At 67.6% G+C, this 12,068-nt stretch carries 14 protein-coding genes; 3 read left to right on the top strand and 11 right to left on the bottom strand.

What is annotated here, in order from left to right:
* Positions 1–16: 16 nt before the first annotated feature.
* The 11 genes from VARPA_RS17645 to ribD form a co-directional block, all read right to left on the bottom strand.
* On the bottom strand, positions 17–1,747 hold the full coding sequence (locus VARPA_RS17645; RefSeq protein WP_013541943.1) for a peptidoglycan D,D-transpeptidase FtsI family protein: 1,731 nt from the start codon (positions 1,745–1,747) through the stop codon (positions 17–19).
* Between the two features lie 112 nt (positions 1,748–1,859).
* Positions 1,860–2,780, bottom strand: a complete 921-nt coding sequence (locus tag VARPA_RS17640; protein ID WP_013541942.1) for a cell envelope integrity protein TolA — start codon at positions 2,778–2,780, stop codon at positions 1,860–1,862.
* A gap of 3 nt (positions 2,781–2,783) precedes the next feature.
* Positions 2,784–3,224: an ExbD/TolR family protein gene (locus VARPA_RS17635; protein ID WP_013541941.1), complete on the bottom strand. Its 441-nt coding sequence runs from the start codon at positions 3,222–3,224 to the stop codon at positions 2,784–2,786.
* 15 nt (positions 3,225–3,239) lie between these two features.
* Entirely contained in the window at positions 3,240–3,962 is a 723-nt protein-coding gene (gene tolQ, locus VARPA_RS17630; RefSeq protein WP_013541940.1) for a protein TolQ, read from the bottom strand.
* Positions 3,959–4,417: a YbgC/FadM family acyl-CoA thioesterase gene (locus tag VARPA_RS17625; RefSeq protein ID WP_013541939.1), complete on the bottom strand. Its 459-nt coding sequence runs from the start codon at positions 4,415–4,417 to the stop codon at positions 3,959–3,961. Before VARPA_RS17625 ends, tolQ begins: the two co-directional genes overlap by 4 nt.
* A gap of 61 nt (positions 4,418–4,478) precedes the next feature.
* A complete protein-coding gene (locus tag VARPA_RS17620) occupies positions 4,479–5,675 on the bottom strand; it encodes a pyridoxal phosphate-dependent aminotransferase (RefSeq protein WP_013541938.1) in 1,197 nt (398 codons plus the stop codon).
* Positions 5,672–6,208, bottom strand: coding sequence for a transcription antitermination factor NusB (gene nusB, locus VARPA_RS17615; RefSeq protein ID WP_013541937.1), 537 nt, complete (start codon positions 6,206–6,208; stop codon positions 5,672–5,674). Before nusB ends, VARPA_RS17620 begins: the two co-directional genes overlap by 4 nt.
* A complete protein-coding gene (gene ribH / locus VARPA_RS17610; RefSeq protein ID WP_013541936.1) occupies positions 6,205–6,666 on the bottom strand; it encodes a 6,7-dimethyl-8-ribityllumazine synthase in 462 nt (153 codons plus the stop codon). The genes nusB and ribH overlap by 4 nt, the downstream gene beginning before the upstream one ends.
* A 6-nt stretch (positions 6,667–6,672) precedes the next feature.
* Positions 6,673–7,830: a bifunctional 3,4-dihydroxy-2-butanone-4-phosphate synthase/GTP cyclohydrolase II gene (gene ribBA, locus VARPA_RS17605; protein WP_013541935.1), complete on the bottom strand. Its 1,158-nt coding sequence runs from the start codon at positions 7,828–7,830 to the stop codon at positions 6,673–6,675.
* Positions 7,827–8,492, bottom strand: a complete 666-nt coding sequence (locus VARPA_RS17600) for a riboflavin synthase (RefSeq protein ID WP_013541934.1) — start codon at positions 8,490–8,492, stop codon at positions 7,827–7,829. Before VARPA_RS17600 ends, ribBA begins: the two co-directional genes overlap by 4 nt.
* 42 nt (positions 8,493–8,534) lie before the next feature.
* The gene (gene ribD / locus VARPA_RS17595) at positions 8,535–9,662 is read right to left on the bottom strand and encodes a bifunctional diaminohydroxyphosphoribosylaminopyrimidine deaminase/5-amino-6-(5-phosphoribosylamino)uracil reductase RibD (RefSeq protein WP_013541933.1); all 1,128 of its coding nucleotides are present in this window, start codon (positions 9,660–9,662) and stop codon (positions 8,535–8,537) included.
* 188 nt (positions 9,663–9,850) lie between these two features.
* On the opposite strand from ribD, the gene pilV reads away from it, so the two are divergent.
* From pilV to VARPA_RS17580, 3 genes are read left to right on the top strand one after another with little or no spacing between them, the layout of a single operon-like run.
* Entirely contained in the window at positions 9,851–10,447 is a 597-nt protein-coding gene (gene pilV / locus VARPA_RS17590) for a type IV pilus modification protein PilV (RefSeq protein WP_013541932.1), read from the top strand.
* Complete coding sequence (locus tag VARPA_RS17585; protein ID WP_013541931.1) at positions 10,428–11,408, top strand: PilW family protein; 981 nt, start codon at positions 10,428–10,430, stop codon at positions 11,406–11,408. Before pilV ends, VARPA_RS17585 begins: the two co-directional genes overlap by 20 nt.
* Positions 11,405–12,061, top strand: a complete 657-nt coding sequence (locus tag VARPA_RS17580; RefSeq protein WP_013541930.1) for a pilus assembly PilX family protein — start codon at positions 11,405–11,407, stop codon at positions 12,059–12,061. Before VARPA_RS17585 ends, VARPA_RS17580 begins: the two co-directional genes overlap by 4 nt.
* The last annotated feature ends 7 nt before the right edge of the window (positions 12,062–12,068 follow it).

Below are 12,068 nucleotides of genomic sequence, written 5' to 3'. Positions count from 1 at the left end.
CGCCATCAATGCGCCATCAATGCGCCATCGAGGCCACCGGCAGATCCGGCAGCACGTTCAGGATGCGCAGCGTCTGCTGGACCACCTGGCTGAAGACCGGCGCTGCGACGAGGCCACCGAAGTATTTGCCCGCGCCGGGCTCGTCGATCATCACCGCGACGATGATGCGCGGCTTGTCGATCGGCGACATGCCGGTGTACCAGGCGCGGTACTTGTTGCTCGCATAGCCCTTGCCGACCTGCTTGTGCGCGGTGCCGGTCTTGCCGCCGACCGAGTAGCCATCGGTCTGCGCGAGCGGCGCGGTGCCGCCGGGCGCGGCGGCCATGTGCATCATCTTGCGCACCTCGCTCGCGACCTGCGGCGAGAACACCTGCACGCCGGGCGGCTCGGTGTTCGTGCTTTTCAAAAGGCCCACCGGGATGACTTCGCCGTTGTGCGCGAAGGCCGTGTACGCGTGCGCGATCTGGAACAGCGACGCCGAGAGGCCGTAGCCGTACGACATGGTGGCCTGCTCGATCGGCCGCCACGACTTCCAGGGCCGCAGGCGCCCGGTCACCGCGCCGGGGAAGGGCGTCTGCGGCTTCTGGCCGAGGCCCAGCGAGGTGAACGAGTTCCACATCTCCTGCGCCGTCATGCGCTGCGAGATCTTGGTGGCGCCCACATTGCTCGATTTCTGGATCACGCCCTGCACCGTGAGCACGCCGAAGTTCTCGTCGTCGTGGATCGTCGCGCCCGTGACGGTGATGCGACCGGGGTTCGTGTCGATGATGGTCTGCGGCGTGACGCGGCCGAGCTGCAGCGCGGTGGCGATGGTGATCGGCTTCATCGTCGAGCCCGGCTCGAACACGTCGGTCATCGCGCGGTTGCGCAATTGTTCGCCGGTGAGGTTGCGGCGGTCGTTCGGGTCGTAGCTCGGGTAGTTGGCCATGGCGAGCAGTTCGCCCGTTTCCGCATCGACCACCACCACGCTGCCGGCCCGGGCCTTGTTGGCGACCACGGCATCGCGGATCTTCTCGTAGGCGACGAACTGCACGCGGTCGTCGATGCTCAACTGGATGTCGTGGCCGTCGGTCGGCGGCACCTGGTCCTCGGTGTCCTCGACGATGTGGCCCAGGCGGTCCTTGATGACATGGCGCGAGCCCGCCTTGCCGGCCAGTTCGCTGTTGAAGGCCAGTTCGACGCCTTCCTGCCCCGTGTCTTCGACGTTGGTGAAGCCCGCCAGGTGCGCGGCCGCCTCGCCCTCGGGGTACTGGCGCCGGTAGTCGCGGCGCAGGTAGATGCCCTTGATGCCGAGTTCGGCGATCTGCTTGCCGATGGCGGTGTCGACCTGGCGCTTGATCCAGACGAAGCTCTTGTCCTCGTCCTCCAGCTTCTTGTCGAACTCCTTCTGCGGCATGCCGAGCAGCTTGGCGGCCTGCTTCAACTTGGCCTGCACGGCGGGATCGTCGCGCTCGATGTCCTCGGGAATGGCCCAGATGCTGGGCGCCGGAATGTCGGAGGCGAGGATCAGTCCGTTGCGGTCGAGGATGCGCCCGCGGTTCGCGGGCAGCTCCAGCGTGCGCTGGTAGCGCACCTCGCCCTGGTGCTGGAAGAAGTCGTGGTTGAAGACCTGGATGTAGGCGGCCCGGCCGGCCAGCAGCACGAAGCCGAAGGCGATGCTGGCCACGATGAACTTGCTGCGCCAGACGGGGGTGGGACTGGCGAGCAGCGGACTGCTCCCGTAGCGGATGCGACCGGTGGATTTCATCTTGCGCTCTTGTGCGGGCACGGAGCCCGGCTGTTGTTGTGCGCGGGTAGACAGCGCGGCAACAACGGAGTTCCGGGCAGCCTTGCGAAAGGCGGCCCGGAACTGGCGTGAATCAGCGCTTGGGCCTGAGCGACACGATCAGCGACGGGAAGATGCGCCCGTCGGTGTCGCGCGGCAGCCTGTCGGTCTTGTGCAGGCCGCGCTCGGCCGCTTCGTCCCAGGCGGGCAATCCGCTGGAGCGCGTGAGCTTCACGCCGACGATGGTGCCGTCGGGCGCGAGGTTCACCTCGAACTCGGCGGCCGGGTTGCCGTTCACCGTGTCGGCATCGGGGAAGGTGATGTTCGGGCGCACGGCGGCGGCGATGCGTCCGGCATAGCCGCTCGACGGACCCGAAGACCGCAGGGCCGTGCCCTTCGAATCGTCGGCGCCGCTCGCACCCGCCAGGCCCTGCATGCGCTTGAGCGTGGCAGCGCGGTCGGCGGCGGCCTGCTTCGCGGCGGCCTCGGCCTTCTTGGCTTCGGCTTGCTTGGCCTCGGCTTCCTGCTGCTTCTTCTGCTCGGCGAGCTTCTGTTGCTGCTCTTTCTTGCGCTCGGCTTCGTCTTCGGCGCGCTGCTTGGCTTCGAGCTCTTTCTTCTTTTGCTGTTGTTGCTGCTGTTCGAGCTCGCGCTCTTTCTGTTCCTTTTGCTCCTTGAGCTTCTTCTCGCGCTCCAGGGCAATGTCGGGAGCCTTCGGCGCGGGTGCGGGCTCGGGCGCCTTGGCTGCCGGAGGCGGCGGTGGCGTGGGAGCAGGCGGAGGCGGCGCGGGCGCAGGCGTCGGCGCCTCCGGTGCGGACAGGCGCGGCGCGGCCTGTTGCACGGTGGAGGACCACAGCTCCGCATCGACAGCGCCTTCGTCGGCGTCGCTGCGCCAGCGCACCCCCCACGTCAGCGCCGCGATCAGCAGCGCATGCGCGATGAGGGCGAGCACGACGGCGCGCGGCGTGCCGCGCTGCGGGGGCGGCGCGAACTCGGGGCGATCCAGTGCGAGCGACATGCCTTATTTGCCGCCCGTGGTCGTGACCGACAGGCCCACGCGCTCGATGCCGCTGCGCTTGAGCTGGTTCATCGCCTTCACGACGGTTTCGTACTTCACCGACTTGTCGGCGCTGATGACCACCGGACGCTGGGCGTCGCCGCCCTGCGCCTGCTTGGCGGCAGCGCCGATCTGGGTCATGGGAATGGAGGTATTGCCCGTGCTGCCGGTGGACGGGTCCTTCTTGATCTGCACTTCGTCATCGCTCTTGATGACGATCTCGATGGGCTTGTCGGGCTGCTTGTTGGCGCGGTCGACCGAGGGCAGGTTGATCACGCTCGGCGTGATGAGCGGCGCGGTGACCATGAAGATGATCAGCAGCACCAGCATCACGTCGATGAACGGGACCATGTTGATCTCGTTGATCGTCCGGCGGCCACGGCCCCGGGATGAAACGGCGGGCATGCGCTCGGACTCCGCTCAGCGGTTGGCCGGAGCCACCGTGGTTGCCGCGGCGGCCGCGCCCGGGTTGGCCGAGAGGTTGCGCTGCAGGATGTTGGAGAACTCCTCGATGTAGGTCTCGAGGGCGATGGCGATCTTGTCGATCTCGCGGGCGAAGCGGTTGTAGCCGACCACCGCGGGAATCGCGGCGAAGAGGCCGATGGCGGTGGCCACCAGCGCTTCGGCAATGCCGGGCGCCACGGTGGCCAGCGTCACCTGCGTGAGCGCGGCCAGGCCGGTGAAGGCATGCATGATCCCCCAGACCGTGCCGAAGAGACCCACATACGGCGACACCGAGCCGACGGTCGCGAGGAACGAGAGGTTCTGCTCGGCCGCATCGAGCTCGCGCTGGAAGCTCGCACGCATCGCGCGGCGGGCGCCGTCCAGCAGCGTGGCGGGGTCGCTCACATGGCGTTCGCGCAGTTTTTGGTATTCGCGCATGCCCGAGGCGAAGATGCGCTCCATCGGTCCCGCGAACTTGGCGTTCTGGGCGGCCGAGGCGAACAGCTCGTTCAGGCTGGTGCCCGACCAGAACTCGCGCTCGAAGTCGTCGTTCAGCGCGCGCATGCGCCGCAGCGCGAAGTACTTGCGGATGATCGCGGCCCAGCTGGCAATCGAGACGATCACGAGCAGCAGCACGACCATTTGCACCACGAAGCTGGCGTGGAGCAGGAGGTTGATGATGGATAGATCTTGGTTCATGGCTTGAAAGGTTGAGTCATGGAGCCGCCGCAGCGCTCGAGGGTTCCCGAAACCCGGGAAGGGATGCGTGCGGGACGCAAAGTGGCGGCATTCACCCACCCGATACGGATCGTGCCTTCGCACAGCAAGACCGGTGCCGCGGCGCCGATTCGCTCTTGCTCTGTTTTTGATAGCACTTGCTGTCCGATTATCAATGAGGCAGTGCCCAATTGTTGAAGATCGGCTGTGACCAGCAGTTCGTCGTCGAGCCGGGAGGGCCGATGGTATTTGAGCTGCGTTTCGCTCACCACGAACTGGCCGCCGGTTTCTTCCTTGAGCTTGCGCTGCTCGACGCCCAGGGAGCGCAGCCACTCGGTGCGCCCGCGCTCCATGAACTTCAGGTAGTTGGCATAGAACACGATGCCGCCGGCGTCGGTGTCTTCCCAGTAGACGCGGATCGGAAACGCGTAGCTCATCGGCATGCCTCCGTGCTTTGCACTGCGGCGCGAGCTTGCTTGGGGCGGCCCTGCGCTGCGCTCATTGCGCCCGGTTCTCGGCCATTGCGCGCAGGCGCTCGACGGCTTCTTTCAGATGTTCCATCGAACTCGCGGTGGAGAAGCGCACGAACTTCGCCGTTTCTGCCGTGCCGAAATCGCGGCCGGGCGTGACGGCGACGTGGGCGCGCTTCATGGTCTCGAAGGCGAAATCCCAGCTGCCCGAGATGCCAAGCTTCTCGGCGAAGCTGGTGCAGTCGGCCCAGGCGTAGAAGGCGCCATCGGGCACCACGGGCACGTTCAAGCCCAGGGCGTCGAGTTGCGGAATGAACCAGTCGCGTCGCGCCTTGAACTCGGCGCGGCGGCGTTCGTACTCGGCGATGCTCGCATCCTCGAAGCAGGCGAGCGCCGCATATTGCGACACCGTGCTCGCGCAGATGAAGAGGTTCTGCGCGAGGCGCTCGACCACCGGCACCAGCACTTCGGGCACCACCAGCCAGCCCAGGCGCCAGCCGGTCATGTTGAAGTACTTGCTGAAGCTGTTGATGCTGATGACGTTGTCGTCGATGGCCAGCGCGGTCTGCCCGAAGGCGTCGTCGTAGGACAGGCCCAGGTAGATCTCGTCGATCAGCGTGATGCCGCCGCGGTCGGACACGACCTTGTGGATGCGGCGCAGCTCGTCGGGCGCGATCGAGGTGCCGGTCGGATTGGAGGGCGAGGCGAGCAGCACGCCGCGCGTCTTCTCGGTCCAGGCGGCCTCGACCTTGGCGGCGGTGAGCTGGAAGCGCTCTTCGGCCGTCGTCGGGATGAGCACCGCCTTGCCGTCCGCCGCACTCACGAAGTGGCGGTTGCAGGGATAGCTCGGGTCGGGCAGCAGGATCTCGTCACCCGATTCGATCAGCGCGAGGCAGGCGAGCTGCAGTGCGGCCGAAGCGCCGGCCGTCACCACGATGCGGCGGGCGGGCACGTCGACGTTGAATCGCTCGCGGTACCAGCCGCTGATGCGTTCGCGCAGATGGTCGAGGCCAGTCGCCTGCGTGTACTGCGTGGCGCCCGCGCGCACGGCGCGCAGGGCGGCTTCCTGTACCAGCGGAGGCGCGGTGAAATCGGGCTCGCCGATGTTCAGGAAGATCATCGGCCGGTCGGTGTGCGCCACTTCGCGCGCCAGCGCCCCGGCAGCCTTCGCCACCTCCATCACATAGAAGGGCTCGATGCGCTCCGCGCGCGTCGAAATCCTCATGCTTTCGCCTTGCCGGAAGCGCGATCCGCTTCCACTTCGAGGGGGCGCAACTGCGGCGCGAGGCCGTTGAGTACCGCGTTCACGTACTTGTGGCCGTCCGTGCCGCCGAATTCCTTGGCGAGCTCGATGCACTCGTTGAGCACCACGCGCCACGGCACGTCGGGGCAGTTCTGGAACTCGTACACGCCGATCCACATCACGGCGTGCTCGATGGGCGAGATTTCCTCGAACTTGCGGTCGAGCAGCGGGCGGATCAGCGCATCGAGCTGCTCGGCGTTGTCGATCGAGCCGTGCAGCAGCGCGTCGTAGTGCGCCGCGTCGGCCTTGTGGAAGCCCGCGAGGTCGCGCGTGAAGTGGTCGATGTCGGTCGGGTCGTTGCGGCCCACCAGGTGCTGGTAGAGCGCCTGCAGCGCGAATTCGCGCGCGCGGCTGCGGTTCGACTTGGCCGAAGCCTTGCGCGCGCCGGTGCTGGTAAGGCCCGTGCGCGACTGGCGGGGCTTGGCGCCGCCTGCCTTGGTGGTGTCTTCGGTCATGAAAGGGTGGCCAGCAGTTGCGCCATCTCGACGGCGACCTGGGCTGCATCGCGGCCCTTGTCGGTCTGCCGTGCGACGGCCTGCGCTAGGTTTTCGGTGGTGAGGATCGCGTTGGCGATGGGAAGGCGGTAATCGAGTGCGATGCGGCTCACGCTCGCGCCCGATTCGTTGGCCACCAGTTCGAAGTGGTAGGTCTCGCCGCGGATGATGCAGCCCAGCGCGACGAGCGCGTGGTAGCCGCCGCGCTCGGCCAGCGCCTGCAGCGCCACGGGCACTTCGAGGGCGCCGGGCACCTTCACATGATGGATGTCGGACGCGGCCACGCCGAGCGATTCGAGTTCGGCGAGGCAGGCCGAAGCCAGCGCATCGGTGATGTCGGCGTTGAAGCGCGCCTGCACGATGCCGATGCGGAGGCCCTTGCCATTGAGCGTCGTCTCGCCCTTGTTTGAACCTTGCATGGTCGTTCAGTCTTTCGTGAGGTAGCCGGCGATTTCCAGGCCGTAGCCCGCTGCCATGCTCGGCATGCGACGCGGCGTGCCCAGCAGGTTCATCTTGTGCACGCCGCATTCGCGCAGGATCTGCGCGCCGATGCCGTAGCTGCGCAGGTCCATGCGGCCGCGCTCGGGGGCTTGCGCGGGACGCGCGGTGCCGTCGAATTGCGCGAGCAGCTCGCCGGCGGTTTCGCCGCAATTGAGCAGCACGGCCACGCCCTTGCCCTCGGTTGCGATGTGCGAGAGGCTGGCGTCCAGGCTCCAGGAGTGCAGCGAGCGGTTGATTTCGAGCGCGTCGAGCACCGAAAGCGGCTCGTGCACGCGCACCGACACCGTGTCTTCAGGCGCCCACTTGCCGCGCACGAGCGCGAGATGCACGCCGCGGCTGGGCTTGTCGATGAAGGCGTGGGCGGTGAAATTGCCCCAGGCGGTTTGAATTCCGCGGCAGCCGACCTTCTCGACCAGCGATTCGACGCGGCTGCGGTGCTCGATGAGCGCGGCGATGGTGCCGATCTTGAGGCCGTGCTCGGCCGCGAAGATCTGCAGGTCGGGCAGGCGGGCCATGGTGCCGTCTTCGTTCATCACCTCGCAGATCACCGAGGCGGGCGAGCAGCCGGCCATGGCGGCGAGGTCGCAGCCGGCTTCCGTATGGCCGGCGCGCATCAGCACGCCGCCGTCCACCGCCTGCAGCGGGAAGATGTGGCCGGGCTGCACGAGGTCGGCGGCCACGGCGTCGGGTGCGACGGCGGCCTGCACGGTGCGGGCGCGGTCGGCGGCCGAGATGCCGGTGGTGACGCCCTCGGCGGCTTCGATGGAAACAGTGAAGGCCGTCGAATGCTTCGCGCCGTTGCGCTGCACCATCGGCGGCAACTGCAGCCGCTCGCACATTTCGCGCGAGAGCGTGAGGCAGATCAGGCCGCGCGCATGGCGGGCCATGAAGTTGATGGATTCGGGCGTGATGTGGTCGGCCGCGATGACGATGTCACCTTCGTTTTCGCGGTCTTCCTCGTCCACAAGGATCACCATGCGGCCGGCAGCCAGCTCGGCGACGATCTCCTCGACCGATGAAATGGGGGCTGGCGCGCGCGCGGCGCTCGGGGCGGCGCCGATGGGCGTGACGGAGGCGTTCATTCGGCGGTGTCCTTGGAATACGTGGAAGCCTGGGGGACCAGGACGCCCGCCTGGAGCATGCGCTCCACGTAGCGCGCCACGGTATCGATTTCGAGATTGACCTTCGAGCCGGCCTTGAGGCCGCCGAGGGAGGTGTTGTCTACCGTGTGCGGGATCAGGTTGATGCTGATCTCGGCGCCGTCTTCGATGTCCTTGACGCTGTTGACGGTGAGGCTCACGCCGTTGATGGTGATCGAGCCCTTGTAGGCGAGAAAGCGGGCGAGGGCGGGCGGTGCGACCACGCGCAACTCCCAGCTTTCGCCGACCGGCTCGAAGAAGCTCACTGTGCCGATGCCGTCCACATGGCCCGAGACGATGTGGCCGCCGAGGCGGTCGCTGGCGCGCAGGGCTTTTTCGAGGTTGATGCGGCTGCCCTCGTCGGTCAGGCCGGCAGTCTTGTCGAGGGATTCGGCGGAAATGTCGATGGTGAACAGTTGCTGCTCGGGAACGAGCGTGGTAACGGTCATGCAGGCGCCGTTCAGCGCGATGCTGTCGCCCAGCCCGACATCGTCGAGATAGCCGTCAGGCACCGCAATGCTGAGTCTTTTGCCGTAGGAGGAGGAGGTGCCGAGGTCGTGGATGGCGGCGATGCGCCCCACGCCGGTGATGATTCCGGTGAACATTCGCACATTTTCGCAGAGAACGAAGCCCGTTCGGGCCGAACGCTAGAACCTGTCCCTTCCCGTCACCCGCGCCACGATGCGAAGGTCCGGCGCGAACATGTCCACGGACTTGAATTCCAGGGGGAGAACGCCCGCCAGCGAGGTGAGCGGACCGTCTGCGTGAATGTGACTGGCCATGTCGAGCCCTCGGCCGATCAGCTTGGGCGCGAGGTAGACCAGCAGTTCGTCGACGCAGCCCTCGCGAATCAGCGAGCCATTGAGCTTGTGGCCCGACTCGACGTGCAGCTCGTTGACGCCGCGCGCTGCTAAATCTTTCAGCATCGCGCCCAGATCGACCTTGCCGTCGGCATTGGCAAGGCAAGTGACCGTGGCGCCGCGGGCTTCCAGCGCGGCAGCCTTGGCTTCGTCCCGTACGGCCGCGTAGATCCACACCGGGCGGCCTGCTATGAATATGTGAGCGTCCGGCGGTGTCTGGAGGCGACTGTCAACGACGACCAGATGCGGCTGGCGCGGCGTCGGGACCAGACGGACGTCCAGGCGCGGGTTGTCTTCGAGCACCGTGCCGACGCCGGTCAGCACAGCGCTCGCGCGGGCGCGCCAGGCGTGGCCATCGGCGCGCGCGGGCTCGGAGGTGATCCATTGGCTCATGCCGTTTTCAAGGCCCGTCTTGCCGTCCAGCGAAGCAGCCACCTTGAGCCGCACCCACGGCGTCTTGCGGACCATGCGGCTGAAGAAGCCGATGTTGAGCTCGCGCGATTCGTCGGCACCGGGACCGACCTCGACCTCGACACCCGCCGCACGCAGCCGCTCGAAACCCTGGCCCGCGACCAGCGGGTTCGGATCGGCCAGCGACGCCACGACCCGCTCGATGCCCGCCGCAATCAGCGCATCGCAGCAAGGCCCGGTGCGGCCGTGGTGCGAACAGGGCTCCAGCGTGACGTAGGCCGTCGCGCCTTCGACCGAGTGGCCTTGCGCCGCCGCATCGCGCAACGCCATCACCTCGGCATGCGGACCGCCGGCCTTCTGCGTATGCCCCTGGCCCAGCACGCGCCCCTCGGCGTCGCACAGCACGCAGCCGACGCGCGGGTTCGGATCGGTCAGCAGCAAGGCGTCGGACGCCAGGCGCAGGGCTGTCGCGATGTGCTGCGCGTCTTGTTCGTGTGAAGGCATGGGAGTGGAAGAGGCAGGACGGGGGCGGGACGGGGAAAAATTTAACACCGGTGCCGTTCGATCATACGAGCGGCATACCGATGCGGATGAACGGTGCGCGCCCTGTCGCAAGCGGCCCCTACGCTCGAAATCGATGGCGGGAATAAAGAAGCAACACAAGTTGCAGCAGATCAGGGAGGACATCGAACATGGCTTCAACGAAGCATCGGGCCGCGGGCTTTTCGCTCGTGGAGGTATTGGTATCCATCGTCGTGCTGGGCCTGGGACTGCTCGGCACGATCGGCATGCTGCTGGCGTCGGTGCGCGAGAGCAACGAGTCGGCAACCTTCACGGCAGCGCTCAATCTGGCGCGCGATCTGTCGGAGAAGGTGCGGATGAACAAGGGCATCGCCACGCGCAACGACGCGGGCAATGCCTACCTTGTCGAGGACTGGCGTGAGGGCGGCGCATCGGGAGGCGCCTCCACCGGCGCGGCCTGCGTGGGCGGCGGCGCAGTCTGCAGCACGGCAGACCTCGCGGCATGGGACATGAAAGAGTGGCAGCGCCGTATCGCCAAGGCGCTGCCCGATGCGCGCGTCAGCGTGTGCTTCGACGAGGCGCCCTGGAACGCGGCAGCCGATGAGTACACCTGGACATGCAGCAAGACCGGCCGCACCGTGGTCGTGAAGCTCGGCTGGACGCCTCGCGCTGGCCCCCTTGGTGCGAAGGCGGATTCATCCTCGGCGCCGCGCCTGGTGATGCAACTGGTCGCAGGGCAGGCACGCGATGGCCAAGCGGGTTCCTGAGTTCGCCGGCCGCTTGCGCGAACGCGGTGTGACGCTGGTCGAACTGCTGGTCGCCACGGCTGTTGCGCTGGTCGTCGTGCTCGCGGCCACGGCCGCCTTTGTCGCCAGCCAGCGCTTGTTCACGGCCAATGCCGACGCGCAGGCGGTGGAGGAGTCGCTGAGGTTCGCGGGCTTCGTCGTCAGGAGCGTCGCGCGGCAGGCGGGCTATTCGGACCACGCGCCCGACGCCAGGGAACCCCAGGGGTCCGAAGGCGCGGCAGGCAGCACCGGCACCACGGCATCGTCGAGCGACCCCGCCGACCTCGACATCGTGGGTGCGAGCGACACCCGCGTCAGCGGCGTCGGCGACAGCCACGGCGCGCACGGCACGCGCGGGATCAACGCAAGCGATTCGCTGCGGGTCCGCTTCTTCGGCCGCAGCCGTTCCGATGGCGACGGCACCGAGCCCGACGGCACCATGGTCGATTGCATGGGGTTCGCCCAGCCCGGTCCGGCGGCGGACACGCCCGTCTCCGCAGACCGCGCCTGGAGTTTTTTCTATGTCGCTGAAGCCGCGGACAGGGAGCCCGAGCTCTACTGCAAGTACCGCAGCGCAAGGGGCGGCGCGTTCAGTGCGCAACCGCTGGCGCGCGGCATCGAGGTGTTCAAGGTCGTCTACGGCCACGACGCCGACGGCAACGGCGCCCCCGAGCAGTGGCTGGATGCCGTGCAGCTCGAAGCCATGGCCGCCTCCGGAGACAAGGTGGCCGAAGAATGGCGAAAGGTCGTCGGCCTGCGCGTCGGCATGGTGGCGCGCAGCGCGCACGGCCGGGGCGGACGGCAGGAAGCGGACGAGGTGCTCTATCCGCTGGGCACCGATTTCTCCGAACTCAGCTTCAGGCCCGCGGCCGATGGCCGGCTGCGGCGCGTGGCGACCTTCACGGTGATGCTGCGCAATGCGTTGAGGGCGCCGGCATCGTGAGCCCGCACCGTCTTTCGCCGCCGCAGCGGGGCTTCTCGCTGATCGTCGTGCTGCTGCTTCTCGTCGTGGCTACCGTGCTGGGCGTCGGCGCGGCGCAGGTCTCGCTGGTCAACGAGCGCAGCGCCCGCAACGACCGCGATGCCGAGGTGGCATTCCAGGCCGCCGAGGCTGCCCTTGTCGATGCCGAAACCGATGTGCTCGGGCCCAACGAGAACGCACGGCAGCGCCTCTGCCTTTTCAATCGCTCCGATGCGACGGCCTTCGTCGCGGGGTGCGGTGGCGGCAGCGAGCAGCAGGGGCTGTGCGCGCCCGCCGAGCCGGGCGCCGATCCGGCGTGGGTGAGCGTCGATCTTTCGGCCGGGAGCGGCAAGTCGGTCGCCTACGGCACCTTCACGGGCCAGACCTATTTCAGCGGCGACGCCACCACCGGCAGCCATGCCGGTGCGCTGCCGGCCCGCGCACCGCGCTACATCGTGGAAGCCGTTCGCAGCCGCGGCGGATGGCAGGCCAATGTGCTGCAGAGCGCGAGTGCCCAGGACGCCAACTACATCTTTCGCGTCACGGCCGTCGGCTACGGCATGCGCGAAGAGACCCAGGTCGTTCTGCAGACCACCTTGTACAAACCGGCGGCCAGCCTTGGCTGCCCTTCCTGAAGACGGA

Source organism: Variovorax paradoxus EPS, from assembly GCF_000184745.1.
Taxonomy (GTDB): Bacteria; Pseudomonadota; Gammaproteobacteria; order Burkholderiales; family Burkholderiaceae_C; genus Variovorax; species Variovorax paradoxus_C.
This window is presented reverse-complemented; position numbering and strand designations above follow the sequence as displayed.